Annotated in this window: 18 protein-coding genes; 6 read left to right on the forward strand and 12 right to left on the reverse strand. The window is 68.0% G+C overall.

Annotated features, from left to right (window positions below; translation table 11 throughout):
- The first annotated feature begins 27 nt into the window (after window positions 1–27).
- The 3 genes from EX20_RS12320 to EX20_RS12330 all read left to right on the forward strand — a co-directional run bounded on the left by EX20_RS12320 (window position 28) and on the right by EX20_RS12330 (window position 2,634).
- Entirely contained in the window at window positions 28–990 is a 963-nt protein-coding gene (locus EX20_RS12320; RefSeq protein ID WP_014724326.1) for a LysR family transcriptional regulator, read from the forward strand.
- A gap of 90 nt (window positions 991–1,080) precedes the next feature.
- A complete protein-coding gene (locus EX20_RS12325) occupies window positions 1,081–1,395 on the forward strand; it encodes a DUF4148 domain-containing protein (protein WP_034193719.1) in 315 nt (104 codons plus the stop codon).
- 135 nt (window positions 1,396–1,530) lie between these two features.
- Window positions 1,531–2,634: a J domain-containing protein gene (locus EX20_RS12330; protein ID WP_011881222.1), complete on the forward strand. Its 1,104-nt coding sequence runs from the start codon at window positions 1,531–1,533 to the stop codon at window positions 2,632–2,634.
- 41 nt (window positions 2,635–2,675) lie between these two features.
- Here EX20_RS12330 and EX20_RS12335 read toward each other — a convergent pair whose 3' ends face one another.
- The 5 genes from EX20_RS12335 to EX20_RS12355 all read right to left on the reverse strand — a co-directional run bounded on the left by EX20_RS12335 (window position 2,676) and on the right by EX20_RS12355 (window position 7,548).
- Window positions 2,676–3,581 (reverse strand): LysR family transcriptional regulator, encoded by a 906-nt coding sequence (locus tag EX20_RS12335; RefSeq protein WP_034193720.1) that lies wholly within the window; start codon window positions 3,579–3,581, stop codon window positions 2,676–2,678.
- 100 nt (window positions 3,582–3,681) lie between these two features.
- Window positions 3,682–4,926, reverse strand: coding sequence for an acyl-CoA dehydrogenase family protein (locus EX20_RS12340; RefSeq protein WP_011881220.1), 1,245 nt, complete (start codon window positions 4,924–4,926; stop codon window positions 3,682–3,684).
- Between the two features lie 72 nt (window positions 4,927–4,998).
- Window positions 4,999–5,763: an SDR family oxidoreductase gene (locus EX20_RS12345; RefSeq protein WP_034193779.1), complete on the reverse strand. Its 765-nt coding sequence runs from the start codon at window positions 5,761–5,763 to the stop codon at window positions 4,999–5,001.
- A gap of 58 nt (window positions 5,764–5,821) precedes the next feature.
- The gene (locus EX20_RS12350; protein ID WP_034193721.1) at window positions 5,822–6,853 is read right to left on the reverse strand and encodes a phosphotransferase; all 1,032 of its coding nucleotides are present in this window, start codon (window positions 6,851–6,853) and stop codon (window positions 5,822–5,824) included.
- Between the two features lie 20 nt (window positions 6,854–6,873).
- Window positions 6,874–7,548, reverse strand: a complete 675-nt coding sequence (locus EX20_RS12355) for a histidine phosphatase family protein (RefSeq protein WP_014724320.1) — start codon at window positions 7,546–7,548, stop codon at window positions 6,874–6,876.
- A gap of 200 nt (window positions 7,549–7,748) precedes the next feature.
- Here EX20_RS12355 and EX20_RS30605 point away from each other — a divergent pair, with 200 nt between their 5' ends.
- Window positions 7,749–7,904, forward strand: coding sequence for a DUF3309 family protein (locus EX20_RS30605; RefSeq protein WP_011881216.1), 156 nt, complete (start codon window positions 7,749–7,751; stop codon window positions 7,902–7,904).
- Window positions 7,905–8,032: 128 nt separating this feature from the next.
- Here the strand turns inward: EX20_RS30605 and EX20_RS12365 are convergent, their stop codons facing one another.
- From EX20_RS12365 to EX20_RS12385, 5 genes are all read right to left on the reverse strand, one after another.
- Entirely contained in the window at window positions 8,033–9,967 is a 1,935-nt protein-coding gene (locus tag EX20_RS12365) for an SMP-30/gluconolactonase/LRE family protein (RefSeq protein WP_034193722.1), read from the reverse strand.
- Between the two features lie 341 nt (window positions 9,968–10,308).
- Window positions 10,309–11,514: an MFS transporter gene (locus EX20_RS12370; protein ID WP_034193723.1), complete on the reverse strand. Its 1,206-nt coding sequence runs from the start codon at window positions 11,512–11,514 to the stop codon at window positions 10,309–10,311.
- A 7-nt stretch (window positions 11,515–11,521) separates the two neighbouring features.
- On the reverse strand, window positions 11,522–11,713 hold the full coding sequence (locus EX20_RS12375) for a DUF1289 domain-containing protein (RefSeq protein ID WP_034193724.1): 192 nt from the start codon (window positions 11,711–11,713) through the stop codon (window positions 11,522–11,524).
- Window positions 11,710–13,014 (reverse strand): CDF family Co(II)/Ni(II) efflux transporter DmeF, encoded by a 1,305-nt coding sequence (gene dmeF, locus EX20_RS12380; protein WP_034193780.1) that lies wholly within the window; start codon window positions 13,012–13,014, stop codon window positions 11,710–11,712. Before dmeF ends, EX20_RS12375 begins: the two co-directional genes overlap by 4 nt.
- An 11-nt stretch (window positions 13,015–13,025) precedes the next feature.
- Window positions 13,026–13,298: a metal/formaldehyde-sensitive transcriptional repressor gene (locus tag EX20_RS12385; RefSeq protein ID WP_011881211.1), complete on the reverse strand. Its 273-nt coding sequence runs from the start codon at window positions 13,296–13,298 to the stop codon at window positions 13,026–13,028.
- 172 nt (window positions 13,299–13,470) lie between these two features.
- Here EX20_RS12385 and EX20_RS12390 point away from each other — a divergent pair, with 172 nt between their 5' ends.
- Together EX20_RS12390 and EX20_RS12395 are read left to right on the forward strand one after the other, a co-directional pair.
- Window positions 13,471–14,448: a chromate resistance protein ChrB domain-containing protein gene (locus EX20_RS12390; protein ID WP_034193725.1), complete on the forward strand. Its 978-nt coding sequence runs from the start codon at window positions 13,471–13,473 to the stop codon at window positions 14,446–14,448.
- The gene (locus EX20_RS12395) at window positions 14,445–15,623 is read left to right on the forward strand and encodes a chromate transporter (protein WP_034193726.1); all 1,179 of its coding nucleotides are present in this window, start codon (window positions 14,445–14,447) and stop codon (window positions 15,621–15,623) included. Before EX20_RS12390 ends, EX20_RS12395 begins: the two co-directional genes overlap by 4 nt.
- Window positions 15,624–15,745: 122 nt before the next feature.
- Here the strand turns inward: EX20_RS12395 and EX20_RS12400 are convergent, their stop codons facing one another.
- Both EX20_RS12400 and EX20_RS12405 read right to left on the reverse strand, forming a co-directional pair.
- On the reverse strand, window positions 15,746–16,066 hold the full coding sequence (locus EX20_RS12400) for a DUF4148 domain-containing protein (protein WP_034193781.1): 321 nt from the start codon (window positions 16,064–16,066) through the stop codon (window positions 15,746–15,748).
- 213 nt (window positions 16,067–16,279) lie between these two features.
- Complete coding sequence (locus tag EX20_RS12405) at window positions 16,280–16,738, reverse strand: MEKHLA domain-containing protein (RefSeq protein WP_034193727.1); 459 nt, start codon at window positions 16,736–16,738, stop codon at window positions 16,280–16,282.
- Between the last annotated feature and the right edge of the window lie 198 nt (window positions 16,739–16,936).

The raw sequence follows: 16,936 nt of genomic DNA on the forward strand, positions 1-16,936 counted from the left end.
CCACCGCCCCTTCCAACAGGAATCGTCGTGAATCATCTGTTCAGTGCGATGCGGGTCTTTCTCAAGGTTGCCGACACGCATCACTTCTCCCATGCCGCTCACCAGCTGAACCTGTCGCCGTCGCTCGTGACGCGCTACGTCGGCGATCTCGAATCGCACCTCGGCGTGAAGCTGTTGCAACGCTCGACGCGCAAGACGGTGCTCACCGAAGTCGGCGTCCGCTATGCGCAAGGCTGCCGCTCGCTGCTCGCCGACCTGTCCGAGATCGAGTCGCGCGCGACGCAGGAATCGAGCCGGATCGGCGGCGATCTGAACGTCGTCGTGCTGCACAGCTTGATGTCGCCGGAGCTGGCCGCGCTGTTTGCCGAGTACCAGTCGCGCCATCCCGAGGTGTCGCTGCACATCACGCTGACCGAGTCGGAAGTCGATCTGCTCGGCGGTGGCTTCGACTGCGGGATCGTCGCCGATACGATGATCTCGTCGCTCTCGGTCGTGTCGCGCGCGCTGGCCCATGCGCCGCTCGTCGCGGTCGCATCGCCCGGCTACCTGCTCGCCATGACCGCGCCGCAGCAGCCCGCCGACCTCGCCGCGCACCGGATCGTCGGCGTCGCGACAGGCGCGAAGACGTGCCGGTGGGTTGCCCCGGACGGCACCGTGGACGCGCTCCACGTCGAGCCGCGCGTCACAGTGAACAGCGCGCTGATGCAGCGTCAGCTCGCGCTTGCGGGCGGCGGTATCGCGCTGCTGCCCGAATTCGCGGTGGCGAGCGATCTGCGCAGCGGCGCGCTGAAACGCGTGCTCGCCGATTACCGACTCGTCAGCGACGGCGTCGCCGTGTCGCTCGTGTATCCCGGCCGCGAGTTCCTGCCGGGCAAGGTGCGCGCGTTCGTCGATCTCGCCGCCGAGCGCTTCAGGTTGCCGTCGGTCAGCATGCTGCGCGCGGTGGCAGCGCGACCGGACATGACCGTGGCGACGGCCGCCGCCGCGTGACGTGCGTTGCGTTCCACGCGTATCGATTCGTTTCGTCGCTGCGGCCCGCCGCGTGCGCGACGAACCGCAGCGAAACCCTCCGAGGAAATCATGAAATCCATCATCGTCACCATCGCGACGCTCTGCGCGGCCGCGACCGTCCTGCTCGCCGCACCGCGCGCATCGTATGCGCAGTCGCCGCTCACCCGTGCACAGGTTCGCCAGGAGCTGCTCGACCTCGAATCGGTCGGCTACGATCCATCGGCCGGCGACGCCGACAACTACCCGGAAGGCATCGTCGCCGCGCAGGCGCGCCTCGAGGAGAAGCGCGCCGCCGAACGCCGCAGCGGCGAAGCGGCCTACGGCTCGGGCGGCGCACCGCGCACGTCGTCGGGCGCAGCGGCCGTCGCGGCAGCGAACCGATGAGGTGTGGGGTGCCGATGCGCAGTGCGCGCGTGAAGATCGACGCATGCGCGGGCACACCGCCGCACAGCGGCCCCTCGCGTCCAGCTAAAATACCGGCCTGCCGCGCGTCCCGCCGCGGCCGGAGGACCCCACATCATGACCGCACGCCGCGGTGCCGCGATTGCGATCGCGCCCGGTCACGAGACAGCCCGCCTGTCCGACGCCCAGAAGACCTTCAACACGCTCGTCGAGCGCATCGACAAGCGGCGCGAGCGCCTCGCGGCGTGGGACGCCGTCACGCCGGCGTTCCAGAAGAAGTTCGTGGACGCGCTGCTGCCGCTCGAACGCGAATCGACGGCGCTGCGCACGCGGCTGATTCATCTGCTCGACGACGCGTTCCTGCGTAGCGGACTCAGCAAGGCCGAGCAGCGCACGCTGTCCGACCTGATCGCGGACATGGCCCGCGACGTGCTCGACGCCGCCGACGACGCGGCGCTGCAGCGCGTCTACGATCGCCATCATGCAAGCGGGCCGGCCGGCAGCGCAGCGGCCGATCCGCAGCCCGCGCCCGGCGCCGACGCGGCAGACGATCTCGATGCCCTGTCACCCGACGAACTGGCGCAACGGCTCCAAGCCGAGCTCGACGCGCAGTTCGAGCGCGACATGGCCGCGCACGCGGCACGCGAGGCGCAGCGCGCGAAGCGCAGGAAGACGCCGAAGCAGACAGCCGCGCAGGCGCGCGCCGAAGCGGAGCAGGCCGAATCGAGCAAGTCGATCCGCGAGATCTACCGCAAGCTGGCCAGCGCGCTGCATCCCGATCGCGCCACCGATCCGCACGACCAGGAACGCAAGACCGCGCTGATGCAGCGGGTCAACCACGCCTATGCGAAGCGCAACCTGCTGCAGCTGCTGGAGCTTCAGCTTGAGATCGAACAGATCGACCGGCATGCGATCGCCGGCCTCGGCGAAGCGCGGCTGACGCGCTACAACGGCATCCTCGACGAGCAGCTGCGCGAGCTCGACCGCGAGATCGAACACGTGGAGAACGATTTCCGCCGAACCTACGGCATCGCGCCGTCCGTGAAGATCGCGCCCGACACCGTGGTGCGCCTGCTCGCGCGTGACATCGCCGGCATGCAGCGCAGCATTCAGGACCTGACCGTCACGCTGCGCGAGTTCGAGGATCCGGACAACGTCCGGCGCTGGCTGAAGGAGATGAAGCGCCGCCCCGCATCGGCGCGCTTCGACGAAGACCGTTAGCAAGCGGCGCGCACATCACTGCGGCACGTCACTGCGATGCATCACTGCAGCTCGCCGATCCCGCCCATCAGCGTCATCAGCTGCTCGCGCAACCATCGGCTGCCCTGATCCTGGTCGGCGCTGCGGTGCCAGTAGCAGAAGTATTCGAGCGCCGGCATCTCGAACGGCAGTTCGAGGATGCGGGCCGGATAGCGCTGCAGCAGCCGGAGCGGCGCGGTCAGCGCGAGATCGCCGCGCATCGCGATCAACGGCGCGACCATGTAGTGCTGCACGCGCATCTGGATGGTGCGGCGCAGCCCGAGGCGCGTCAGCTCCGCGTCGACGTGCCCGCTGCCCTTGCGGCGGCTCGACACGTGGATGTGCCCCATCGACAGGTAGTCGTCCATGGTCAGCGCATCGCGCCGGAACGGATGATCTTCGCGGATCATGCACGCGTAGCGGTCGCGCACGAGCAGCGCCTGGCACAGGTGCGGATCGCCGATCAGCGGCGCGTCGATCGCGATGTCCACGGAGCCGTTCGCGAGCGCGGTCGCCACTTCGCGGCGGTCCAGCGTATAGCTGCGCACGTGCATGCCCGGCGCATGCGTCTGCAGCAGCTCGCCGAGCGCCGGCAGCAGCAACGCCTCGGTCAGGTCGCTCATGCTCAACCGGAACACCCGCTCCGACGACGCGGGATCGAACACGTCGCCCTCGTGCGCGCTCGAGTCGAGCAGCTGCAACGCCTCGCGCACGCGGCCGACGATGTTCTCGGCCATCGGCGTCGGCATCATCCCGGCCGGCGTGCTGACGAACAGCGGATCGTTCAGCGTCTTGCGCAGCCGCGCGAGCGCATTGCTGACGGCCGGCTGCGTGAGGTTCAGCACATCGGCCGCGCGCGTCAGGTTGCGCTTGTTGTAGATCGCATCGAATACGACGAACAGGTTCAGGTCAATCTTCGAAAGGCGCATTGCCGGATCTCCTTGCCGGCATCTTAATACGGCGCGCGCGTCGGGTTCGGCCACCTCGCGTCCGCTCGCGCGCGCTCGCCGCGACATCGCAGCGACACGTTCAGTCGCGCGGCGGGCGCGTCAGATACGGCTCGGTCGCGCCGCGCACGGCGCCCTTGATCTCCATCCGCGCGATCGACTGCAGATGCACCTCGTCCGGGCCGTCTGCGAAGCGCAGCGCGCGCCCCCAGCTCCACAGATCGGCGAGCGGCGTGTCCGGGCTCAGGCCCATCGCGCCGAACACCTGCATCGCGCGGTCGCACACGTCGGTGTACATGGTCGGCACGAGCGCCTTGATCATCGAGATTTCCTTGCGCGCGGCCTTCGCGCCGACCTTGTCGATCATCCACGCGGCCTTCAGCACGAGCAGCCGCGCCTGGTCGATCTCGATGCGCGAGCGCGCGATCCATTCGCCGACCGTCCCGTGCCGGTTCAGCGGCTTGCCGAACGCCTCGCGCGACTGCGCGCGATCGATCATCAGCTCGAGCGCGAGCTCTGCCGCGCCGATCGAGCGCATGCAATGGTGGATGCGCCCCGGCCCGAGTCGCGCCTGCGCGAGCGCGAAGCCGCTGCCTTCGTCGCCGAGCAGGTTGCGCGCCGGCACGCGCACGTTGTCGAAGGTGATCTCGCAGTGCCCTTCCGGCGCGTAGTGATTGACCACGGTGATGTTGCGCACCACCGTCACGCCCGGCGTGTCGCGCGGCACCAGGATCATGCTCTGCTGCCGGTGCGCTTCCGCCGCCGGGTCGGTCTTGCCCATCACGATGAAGATCTTGCAGTTCGGATGCGCGGCATTCGTGATGAACCACTTGCGGCCGTTGATCACGTACTCGTCGCCGGCGCGCTCGATGCGCGTCGTGATGTTGGTCGCATCCGACGACGCGACGTCGGGCTCCGTCATCGCGAACGCCGAGCGGATCTCGCCGTGCAGCAGCGGCAGCAGCCACTCGTCGCGCTGCGCCGGCGTCGCGAACATGTGCAGCAACTCCATGTTGCCGGTGTCCGGCGCATTGCAGTTGAAAACCTCCGACGCCCACGCGACGCGCCCCATGATCTCCGCGAGCGGCGCGTATTCGAGGTTCGTCAGCGCCGTGCCCGGCTCGTCTTCCTTCAGATGCGGCAGGAACAGATTCCACAGCCCTTCGGCCTTCGCGCGCGCCTTCAATTCCTCCATGAACGACACCGGGTAGTGCCCCGCATGCACTTCGTCGTTCCACTGGCGGATGCGCGGCACGATGTGCGCATCCATGAACGCACGCACGCGCTCACGCAGTTCTTCCACCTTCGGGGTATAGCCAAAATCCATGATCGATTCCTCGCAATTGCGCGTGTTCGTTCGGTTCAAAAGGCCCGCAGGCCGTCGTAGGTCGTCGCGCGCTCAGAGCGTGAGGCCGCCGTCGACGACGATGCATTCGCCATTCGTATAGCTCGCCGCGTCCGACACGAGATACAACACCGTGCCGGCCATCTCGGACGGCTGCGCGTGACGGCGCAGCGGGATCTTCTCCATCCATGCCTGATAGATCTGCTGGTCGGCGAACAGCGCGCCCGCGAACTTCGTCTTCGTGAGGCCCGGCAGCAGCGCGTTCACGCGGATGCCGAGCGGCCCGCATTCCTTCGCGAACGCCTTCGTCATGTTCACGACCGCGGCCTTCGTGATCGAATAGATGCCCTGCCGGTCGCCCGGCTGCAGCGCGTTCACGGACGCGGTGTTGACGATCGCGCCGCCGCCTTGCGCCTTCATCAGCTTGCCGGCCTCGACCGACATGAAGAAGTAGCCGCGGATGTTCACGTCGACGGTCTTCTCGTACGCGGCCAGATCGGTGTCGAGGATGTGTCCGAAATACGGATTCGCCGCCGCGTTGTTCACCAGGATGTCGAGCCGGCCGTGCCGGCCGCGGATCGTCTCGAACGTCGCGGCGATGTCCTCCATTCGTCCGACGTGGCAGGCCAGCGCTTCCGCGCGGCCGCCCACCGCGACGATTGCGTCCGCAACGGCCCGGCAGTCGTCGAGCTTGCGGCTCGACACGATCACGTGCGCGCCCTGCTGCGCGAGCAGCTTCGCGATTTCCTCGCCGATGCCGCGGCTCGCGCCCGTCACCAGCGCGATCTTGCCCGTCAGGTCGAACAGGTTCGTTGCCATGTTGCTGTGCTCCTCCATCGATATGTTGTCGTGCGGCCGCGCGGCCGTGTTTGCGGCGTCAGCGCCGCGCGCCGATCACGTCGACGGCCAGCTCGGCCAGCCGGCCGGCCATCGCGCCGACGCGCAGCGCCTGTTCGCTCGACGCGTTGCCTTGCAGCGCGCGCGCCTTCACGCCCTGCGCGATCGCGGCGAGCCGGAAGAAGCTGAACGCGAGATAGAAATGCCAGTCGCGGATCGGCTCGATCCCGCGCAGCTCGCAGTAGCGCGCGACGATCGCCGCTTCGTCCGGGATGCCGAGTTCGGCGCGATCCTGGCCCGCGAGCCCGCGCACCTGAGTGCCGGCCGGCAGCCGCAGACACATGCAGAAGTACGCGAGGTCGGCGAGCGGATTGCCGAGCGTCGACAGCTCCCAGTCGAGCACGGCCTGCACGCGGTAGTCGTCGCGCGCGAACATCACGTTGTCGATCCGGAAGTCGCCGTGCACGAGCGCCGGACGCCCCGCGTCGTCGGGGCACGCTTGCGGCAGCCAGTCGATCAGCGTCTCCATCGCGTCGAGGCGCTCCGTCTGCGCCGCACGATACTGCTTCGTCCACACGCCGATCTGGCGCTCGAAGTAGTTGCCGGGGCGACCGTAGTCGGCAAGGCCCACCGCGTCGACGTCGACGTCGTGCAGCGCGGCCATCGTGCGAATCAGCGCGTCGTAGCAGGTCGCGCGGTCGGCCTTCGGCAGCTCCGGCAGCGCCGGATCCCAGAAGATGCGGCCGTCCTCGAAGCTCATCACGTAGAACATGCTGCCGATCACGTCGCGGTCTTCGCACAGGTGATACGGACGCGCGACCGGCACCGCAGTGCCCGACAGCGCGCTCAGCACGCGGAATTCGCGGTCGACCGCATGCGCGGACTTCAGCAGTTCGCCGGGCGGCTGGCGGCGCAGCACGTAGCGGCCGCTTTTCGCGTGCAGCAGGTACGTCGGGTTCGACTGGCCGCCGGCAAACTTCTCCAGGTCGAGCGGGCCTTCGAAGCCCGGCACGTGCGCTTCCAGATAGCGCGTCAGGCGGGCTGCGTCGAGGGGCGGGGCAGGATGGGTCATCGTCGCGATCGTTCGTTGGGTCAGCCGTAGGTGCGCCATGCGTGTCGTTCGGGATCGTCGAGATGCGGGATGCCGTTGAACGACGCCAGATGGAACGCGTCGGCGTTGAAGAAAAACTGCGAAAGACTGCTGTTGCGGATCTGCAGGTTCAGCGCGATCGCGCTCGCGGGCGGCGCGGCGAGCACCTGCTGGACGGTCACCGCGATCGGGCCGCCCGAACTCACCGCGAGCACGCGCTGGCTGCCGCCGTCGCGAATCGCCGCGCGCGCGGCGGCGACGCGCTGCTGGAAATGCGCCCAGGTTTCGGGCGCCGTGTCGCCGAGCCGGTCGTCGGCCCACAGATGCAGCACCTGCCGCAGCGCGCGGAAGTGCTCCTTCATCGAGCCGGCCGCGAGCCGCGCGATCTCCGGATAGTCGTGCGCGGCGGCCGCGAACAGCCCGTGGAAGTCGTATTCGTTCAGGCCCGGATGACGGTCGACCGTCACGCGTTCGCCGCCGATCCCGCGCAGGATCGCGTCGACCGTCTGCGCATGCCGGTTCATCGTCCCGCAGATCACCCGGTCGAAGGTCAGGCCCTGCCGCGCGAAATACTCGCCGAGCCAGACGCCCTGCTGCTCGCCGCGCGCGGACAGCCGGTCGTAGTCGTTCGTCCCGAACGACGCCTGCCCGTGCCGTACCAGAAAGAGTTCAGCCATTGCATATCCATCGAAGCGGTGCCGAAAGACCAGCATAGCGATCGCGTATGCATTTTTGAAATTTATTTTCTGAATCTATCGGCATTCATCGCGTGAATCCCCGGTGCGTGAACACGCCCGTCAACCGTCACGCCGCTCGCCGCGGCACAGGAATTGCGACGCCAGACATCGTCTTTTCCAACAATCTCAGGAGGGATGCGATGCTCGGTACGATCCTTATCATCGTTCTGATTCTGTTGCTCATCGGCGCGTTTCCGGCGTGGCCGCACAGTCGGAGCTGGGGTTACTGGCCGTCCGGTTCGGTTGGCCTGATCGTGGTCATCGTCGTGATACTGGTGCTGCTCGGTCGCATCTGAATGGGAAAGCGCGTGCCGGCCGACCGGCGCGCGCTTTCCCGTTTCCTCGTCATCGCTTCTTTACAAACGCAAGCCATCGCCGGCAACGCCGCGGCGGCGAAGTGAACGCTCGCGGCCGTCGCGCCGCCTCAAGGCGTCCACCGATAGACGGTGATGCTGTTGCCCTTCACGTTGTTCTTCGTCACCACATATTCGCCGTTCGCGCGGCGGTACGCGCGGACGCTGTACATCGCGTCGATCGCGCTGCTGGTATCGACGGTCGCCGGGCTCGCATTGACGAGCGTCGTGTCGAGCCGGCCCGTGTCGAGATTGAACGCGTCGATGTTCGGCCACAGCGGGCCGCTGCTGCTGAACCAGTAACCCACGAACAAATGATTGCCGGCAGCGTCGATCGACTTCGCGCCGCTGTGCGGCAGCGTGATCACCGGGTTCGGCCTCGTCGTGTTGCCCGCGAGCCAGCCGTGATAGACCTCGATGCGCGTGCCGATCGAGGTCCAGTCGGTGCTGCCCGCCACACCCTGGGCGAGCACCATCGTGTCGCTGTCGGCGAGATAGACGATGCGCGTGAGCGGCTGGATGCTGGCGGGAATCGGCGTCGGCACGCCCGCGCCCCATGAAGGCTTGCCGCTCGCGTCGAAGCTCGCGAGCGGATAGTGATAGATCGCGCCGGTGTGGTCGAGGCCGGCCCATACGCCGCCCTTGCTGTCGATGCTGAAGCCGGCCGACACGCGCCGTGTCGTGTCGAATGCCGGGCCCGGAATCGATCCGTCGGGAATCGCGACGTAGCCGTTGGCCGCATCGAAATGGAAGAAGTAATAGACCGGCGGATTCTGCCCGGCCACGACGAGAATCCGGTTCGCGCCGACCGCCGTGAGCAGCCCGAAGTGCTCGTCGCGCTGCGGGTCGTTCATGTTGATGCGCGGGTCGGCCGGATACGCGAACGGATCGACGGTGTTCGCGACGAACGTGCCGCCCGCGGTGCCGCGGTACACGTGCGTGCCGCTGTAGAACAGCGCGCCGTCCGTGACCGGGTCGGGCGCGGCGATGCCCTCGAAGTTCAGCGACTGCAGCGTCCAGCGCAGGCCGCCGGTGCTGCCGTATGCGTGAAGGTCGGTCGCACCGTTGCGGCCGAGATCCCAGCTGCCGCCCCACGGGTTGTTCAGCACGTACAGGTTGCCGCCCGTATCCTTGCCGATGCCCGCGATGCGCGTGAAGCGCTGCGCGCCGACCTGCCCCTTGATGCCGGTGGTCGTGTCGAGATAGCCGCCGCGCACGCCGAACGTGCCGACCAGCGCCGGCCGGCCCGTCACCGCATAGCGCTTGATGTTCATGTCGGGGCCTTCGTCGCCGACCATCAGTTGCCCGGCCTCCGCATCGAAATAGAGCGCCGACGGCTGCGACCCGGCCGGCAGCCGGATCGTGTTCAGCAGCGCGCCGGCCGGACTGTATTCGACGATCGTTCCCGCGCGCTTCTGCGCGACCCATACGTTGCCCGCGCCGTCGAGCGCGAGCGCGCCCGGCGCCGCTACGCCGATGTCGCGCTGCCATACGCCGTCGGTCGTGAACACGCGCACGCGGTTGCCGTAGAAATCGCTCGCGTAGAGCAGCGTGCCGGCCGTCGCAAGCCCGGTGACGACGTCGATGCGCGGCTGGTTCGTCGCGGCGGTGACCAGGATCAGCCGGTCGCGGTAATGCGTCGCGCGGTTGTAGCGCCCGACCGCGCCGCTGCCGTATCCGCTGCCCGGCTGCAGCGCGACGAACAACGACGTCGCGTTGCCGGTGATCGCGCTGCCCTGGAATTCGGCATGCGTGCCGATCGAGCCGATGCTTTTGCCGTTCTGGTAGATCGCGACGCCGCCCTCATACTCGTCCCACATCGATGCGGTGTAGATCACGCCTTCGGGCGCGACCCACATCGCCCGTGCGACGTTGCCGACGTGCGCGGCGAGCGTGCCGTAGGTGTTCGCGAGCCAGTCGGTGGTATTGCCCGCGTGGCCGGGCGGCGCGACCGCGGCGATCGACACGGCAAGCAGCACGGCGCGAAGCGATTTTCCGGCAACCATGGCAGACGCTCTCCTGAACGATGGAATCACTCATGTGAAGGGCGCGCCGGACGGTGCGTACCTCGGCGTTGCGTAAATACTTCCGCGGAATCGTCCGGCGCGGTCGGTATTACATCGCGCGTACATCCGATCTTCGACAACGCCGAGAATAGCGGCAGATAAATCGAAAAAAATTGCGGAGGGAGAGTTGCGGGTGGAGCGTGGCTCAACGGGGAGAGCGCGGCTCAATGGCTGGGGATCGATTCGGCAACTGGGGGAAAGTCGCCGGTCGCGGATGCAGTCGCGGTCGTGTCAGCGCGAGCGCCGCCCGACGCACGCGCAGTGCATCGCCTCACGCCACCTCACGCCGCCGGCGGCGCGACGCGCGGCATGAAGCGGCACAGCGCGAGCGGCACCACGACCAGCGCCGCGCCGGCGACGAACGTGGTCGATGCGCCGAAGTGCGTCCACAGCGCGCCGGCGATGCTGCTGGCGAGCAGCATGCAGATCCCGCTGACCAGATTGAATACGCCGAACGCGGTGCCGCGCAGCGCGGCCGGCGATGTTTCCGACACCATCGCGGCGAGGATGCCCTGCGTGAAGCCCATGTGCAGGCCCCATACGGCCACGCCGGCGAACATCGTCGGCGTCGACCCGCCGAGACCGAGCAGCAGGTCGGCCGCGATCAGCAGCACCATGCCCGCCGCCAGCAGCATGCGTCGGTCCATCCGGTCCGACAGCACGCCGACCGGCCACGCGGACAGCGCATACGCGATGCTCATCACGACCATCACGCCCGGAATCCACGCGGCGTCGAGGCCCGTCTGCTGCGCGCGCAGCACGAGGAACGCCTCGCTGAAGCGCGCGAGCGTGAACGCCGCGCCGCCCGCGACGACGAACCAGTACGCGCGCGGAAACTCGCGCAACGCGCGCCAGTGCAGCGGCGAACGGAAGCCGCGCTGCGGCGCCGCATGCTCTGGCTCGCGCACGCCGAACACGATCAGCGCGATCGCGACGAACGCGGGCACGACGGCGAACCACATCACGATCCGGATGTGGTCGGCGAACCCCAGCATCAGCACGATCGCGCACATCGGGCCGAGAAACGCGCCGACGGTGTCCATCGACTGACGCAGGCCGAAACATGCACCGCGGATCTCGGGCGGCGCGACGTCGGCCACCAGCGCATCGCGCGGCGCGCCGCGAATTCCCTTGCCGACGCGATCGAGCAGGCGCGCGACGACGACCACGGCCGGCGTGGACGCCAGCGGAAACAGCGGCTTGGTCAGCGCCGCGAGGCCGTAGCCGACGAGCAGCAGCCCCTTGCGGCGCCCGAGCCAATCGCTGATCGCGCCGGAGAACACCTTGACGATCATCGCCGTCGCTTCGGCGGCGCCTTCGAGCACGCCGAGCGCGACGACGCTCATGCCCATCGTCGTCACCAGATAGATCGGCAACAGCGCATGGATCAGTTCGGACGACAGATCCATGAACAGGCTCACGAGGCCCAGTGCCCACACGGTGCGCGGGATCGGCTGCTTGCGTCGAATCGGTGCGGGCGTGTTCATCGTGCGATCAATCGGGTGTGGCGCGCGCGAGCCTGGCATGCCGCCGCGCGCGGTCGTTGACGATCTGATGACGCCGGTGATCCGTCATCTTCTTCCAGCCGCGCGCTTCGTCGCGGGTGCGCAGGCACGCGACGCAGTAGCCGGTGCGGCCGTCGAACGAGCATACCTCGACGCACGGCGACTTGACTGCCATCGTCATTGCCCTCGCGTCACGGGCACGACTTCGACCGTCACGTGCGACAGGCTGCCGAAGCGTTGCAGCACGCGGTGGTAGTAGCGCGCATCGCGCTGCGGATCGTCGGTCAGCACCGAGACGACCGCGCTCATGTGCCCCGGCCCGAGCCGCCACACGTGCAGATCGCGGATCCGGTCGCCGGTGCTTTCGAGCGCGGCGCGCACGCTGTCCGCCAGGCGGCGATCCGGATTCATGTCGAGCAGGATGCTGCCCGTGTCGCGCATCAGCCCGTACGACCAGTTCGCGATCACCAGCGCGCCGACGATGCCGGCGAGCGGATCCATCCACAGCCAGCCGAACGCACGCGCGAGCAGCAAGCCGGCGATCGTCAGCACGGACACCGCCGCGTCGGCGAGCACGTGGATGTAGGCCGAGCGGATGTTGTGATCGCGGGCCGCCGCCGAGGCGCCGTGCTCGTGCTCGCTCTCGGCGAACGTCAGCGCGTGCTCGCGGCCGTTCAGCCGGACGATCGCCGTGAACGCATGCGGCTCGGGGATCGTCTCGATGGACTCCAGATAGCCGTCGCGGCTTTGCATCGCGAACGTATGGCGGCTGCCGTCCGGACGCAGCGTCGTGATCGATACGGCGGCCGCGTCGACGAGCGTCGCGTCGTGCGTCGCCGGCGCGATCCGGAACACGGGCGGCACGCCGTCCTCGAACACCGATACGGCGAATGCGTGCTGCCCGTCGACGATCCGGTGCGCTTCCGCGTCGTGATGGTGGGCGTGCTCATGTTCGTGGCCATGGTCGTGGTCGTGATGATGTCCGTGCGCATGCCCGTGATGATGGCCATGACCGTGATGATCGCCGCTCAGCAGCCACGCGCTCGCGATGTTCACCACCAGCCCGAGCACGGCGATCGGAATCGCTTCGCCGAAGTGAATCGGCACGGGCGCCAGCATCCGGCTGACCGCCTCGTACGCGATCAGCAGCGCGATCATCGCGAGCACGATCGCGCTCGTGAAGCCGGCGAGATCGCCGAGCTTGCCGGTGCCGAACACGAATCGCGGGTCGCTCGCATGCTTGCGCGCATAGGTATACGCAAAGGCGGCGATCAGCATCGCGCCGGCGTGCGTCGACATGTGCAGCCCGTCCGCGACCAGCGCCAGCGAGCCGAAGATCGACCCGCCGACGATCTCGGCCGCCATCATCGCCGCGCACAGCACGATGACGGTCCAGGTCCTGCGCTCGTTCTGCTCGTGCGCAGCGCCGAGAAAAATGTGATCGTGCCCTGCCCCGAAGGCCTCATCGCTGAAACGGCTCATTGCGCCTCCGGTCATTTGAAGTAGCTGTGAACGACTTCGATCAGCTGCTCGCTCGCGCTGCCTTCGTCGTCGTGACCTTCCGCGTCGACCAGATGGCTGCGGATGTGATCTTCCAGCACGACGGCGAGCAGGCCGTTCATCGCGCCGCGTCCGCTCGTGATGAGACGCAGGATCTCGTTGCAGCCGCGCTCGTCTTCCAGCGCGCGTTCGATCGCCTCGACCTGCCCCTTGATCCTGCGGACGCGGTTCAGCAGCTTCTGTTTTTCCTGGATGGTGTGGCTCATGGTGGTCCCTTCATATACCGGGGGGGACTATATATCAAATCGCGGGTTCGGATAGTGGGGAGGGGTATCTCGGCCATTGGTCCGACCAAACGATGCGCGCGCCCCGGAGCGTCAGGACGACATCGCAGCGAGAAACTTGTAGAACTTGCGACACAGAAGTAGCATCCCCTACATGAACTCATTCACCACTTGGTCGCTGCTCGTGCTGACGCTCCCGACCCAGAACGCGACGGCCCGCATGCGGTTCTGGCGCGCCCTGAAGGCGAAGGGCTGCGCGGTGCTGCGCGACGGCGTCTACCTGCTGCCGCACTCGGACGAGCAGCACCGAACGCTGGACGAACTGGCGGACGCGATCGCCGACAGCGGCGGCAGCGCGCATCTGCTGCGCGCGCCGAGCGCCGATGCGGCGCAGGAGCAGGCATTTCGCGCGCTGTTCGACCGCAGCGACGACTACACGGCGTTCATGCGGACGCTCGCGGACGCCCGCAAGACGCTCGCCGGCCAGCCGGCTTCGGAACTCGCGCGTCTGCTGCGGCGCGTGCGCAAGGATTTCGACGCGCTGCGGGCGAGCGACTACTTCCCGGGCGACGCGTCGACGCGCGCCGAAGCCGCGCTGCAGGACTTCGTCGCGCTGGTCGACACCGTGCTGTCGCCCGGCGAGCCGCACGCGGCCGAGCGCCCGATCCGCGTGCTTGCGCTCGGCGAATATCAAGGGCGCACGTGGGCCACCCGGCGGCGCATGTGGGTCGATCGCGTCGCGAGCGCGTGGCTGATCCGCCGCTTCATCGACGCCCGCCCGCGCTTCGTGTGGCTCGCCTCGCCGACGGATTGTCCGGCCGACGCACTGGGCTTCGACTTCGACGGCGCGGCGTTCACGCACGTCGGCGAGCGCGTGACGTTCGAGGTGCTGCTGGCCAGCTTCGGCCTCGACGGCGACCGCGCGCTCGCGCGGCTCGGCGCGATCGTGCATGCGCTCGACGTGGGCGGCCCCGCGGCGCCCGAAGCCGCCGGCCTCGAAGCCGTGATGGCCGGCGCCCGCGAGCGCGCGCAGAACGACGAGCAGTTGCTCGAGCAAATGGTCGTCGTGCTCGACGCCTTTTATGCGCATTTCACGTCGACCGGGACGACCGGGACCGGAGCCGCATCATGACCACCGCCAGCGCCGCAACCGAACCGGCCTACTCGCTCGGCGAGCTGGTCGCCTACATGCTTCGACTCGGCACGTTCGGTTTCGGCGGCCCGGTCGCGCTCGCGGGCTACATGCGGCGCGACCTGGTCGAGCGGCGCGGCTGGATCACCGAAGCCGACTACAAGGAAGGACTCACGCTGGCGCAGCTCGCGCCGGGGCCGATGGCGGCCCAGCTCGCGATCTATCTCGGCTTCGTGCACTACCGCGTGGCCGGTGCGACGCTGGTCGGCTGCGCGTTCGTCTTGCCGTCGTTCCTGATGGTGGTCGCGCTCGGCTTCGCGTATGCACATTTCGGCGGGCTGCCGTGGATGCACGCCGTGTTCTACGGCGTCGGCGCGGTGGTGGTCGGCATCATCGCGATGAGCGCGTACAAGCTCACGACCAAAACCGTCGGCCGCGACAAGCTGCTGTGGGCGATCTTCGCGACGCTTGCCGTCGTGACCTTCGTCACCGAGTCGGAGATCGCGTGGCTGTTCGTCGTCGCGGGCGTGATCGGCTGGCTGTGGCGCGCGCCGCCCCGCTGGTTGCGCGGCGGCGGGCTCGGCGCGGCGGCCGCCGCCAACCTGCCGGCGGCGAGCGGCGCGCTGAGCGGCATCGATCTGCCGCAGCTGGTGCAGCTCGGCGCGTTCTTCATGAAGGCCGGCGCGTTCGTGTTCGGGTCAGGGCTGGCGATCGTGCCGTTCCTGTATGGCGGCGTCGTCACCGAACATCACTGGCTCAACGACAAGCAGTTCGTCGATGCCGTCGCGGTCGCGATGATCACGCCGGGGCCGGTCGTCATCACGGTCGGCTTCATCGGCTATCTGGTCGCCGGCCTGCCCGGTGCGATCGTCGCGGCGCTCGGCACGTTCCTGCCGTGCTATCTGTTCACGGTCGTGCCCGCGCCGTACGTGAAGAAGTACGGCCACCTGCCGGGCGTCAAGGCGTTCGTGGACGGCATCACGGCCGCGGCCGTCGGCGCAATCACCGGCTCGGTGCTGGTGATCGCGAAGCGTTCGATCGTCGACGTGCCGACCGCCGCGCTGGCCGTTGCGACCGTCCTGCTGCTATGGCGCTTCAAGAAGCTGCAGGAGCCGGTAGTGGTCGCGGCGGCCGCGTTGATCGGGCTCGTCGCTTACCCGCTGCTCCATCGTTGAGCGCGCGCCGCTACGGCGCGCATCGCGGCCCGCGGCCCATCGGCATGCGGCCGGCCGCGCGGCGTCGAATCGTGCGTTCGCCCGCCGTGCAGCGCATGCCGGCCAAGTCTCGCGAGGTGCGCTCAGTGATGTTCGTACAGGCCCGACGTATCGTTCGACGCGTACGACACCGCCGCGCGTTGCGCGTCGGATTGCGACGCAACGTCGTGCGACTGCGCAGGCGATGCGTCCGGTCGTTGGGCGGCGACCTTCGCTTCGGCCGCCTGGATGTCGCTGGGATAGAACGGGTCGTTGCCGATCGGACGATATCCTGCCCGTTCGACGCGTGCGAGGTCGGTGCGCACTTCGGCACGCGTGACGGGACCGTTCGTGTTTTGCGCAAAGGCGACGACGGGCGCGCTCAATGCGCATGAGATCAGGACGGCGCGGATCAGATTCTTCATGAGGTTCACCTATTGGAGTGGTATGACCGTATCCGGGAGCGGTTTCGGTTCTTCGCTCTCCACCCAGTGCGATGAAGAGTGAGACTCCATTCTCGGTAACGGGCACTTTCGGCAAGGTGAGCCGTCGATTACGAATTCGTTATCTCGCCGGCCGGCGCAGGTTTCGGCATCCGGCCCGACCCGCGCCGCGCACGCGCGACGCACGCAACGGCATCAGCCGATCGGATGGATCTCCGGAATCATCGCCGCTTGACCGCAATGATTGCCGTCCGGGTCCGTGAGTTGCCACACGGTCGCATGCTCGATCCAGAAGCGCGTGCCGGACTTCGTGATGCGGACGCCGCGGTAGCCCGACACGAAGCCGTCCCGCGCCACCTGCTCGAGAAACCGCTGGCGCTCGCTGCGCTCCATCGGCTCCGCCGAGAACCGCGACGGCAACGCCGTCAGTTCGTCCCAGTCGTATCCGAAGATCGCCTGCGCGCGCGCATTGCCGTAGACGAACACCGGATCCGCCGCGACACCGTGCGCGAGAATCCCGAACGGCGCGGCTTCGTACAGCCATCGCGCGCCTTCGGCGGCGCTCATCCCCGCGGGCACCAGCGGCTTGCCGAGCAGCCGGCCGTAGCTGTCCGACAGGATGCGGAAGAAGGGAACGTCGATGTTCGGCGACATTGCGGGAAGCTCCATGGAAGGCTTGCGAATCGGAACGGGGCGGCGATTTTGCCGTGCGGGATTATAGGGCTGACAGTGGCCGGGCCGCAGCGTAGCGCAGTGCGTCAGTCGTCGAGGCCGTCGTCGTCCGGCACGCAAGGCCACCTGCCGACAGGTTCATCTCCTCAGACGAATCAATGGTCTGAGGAGAATCCCCGC

The organism is Burkholderia sp. WP42 (assembly GCF_000745665.1).
In the GTDB taxonomy this organism is placed as follows: domain Bacteria; phylum Pseudomonadota; class Gammaproteobacteria; order Burkholderiales; family Burkholderiaceae; genus Burkholderia; species Burkholderia vietnamiensis.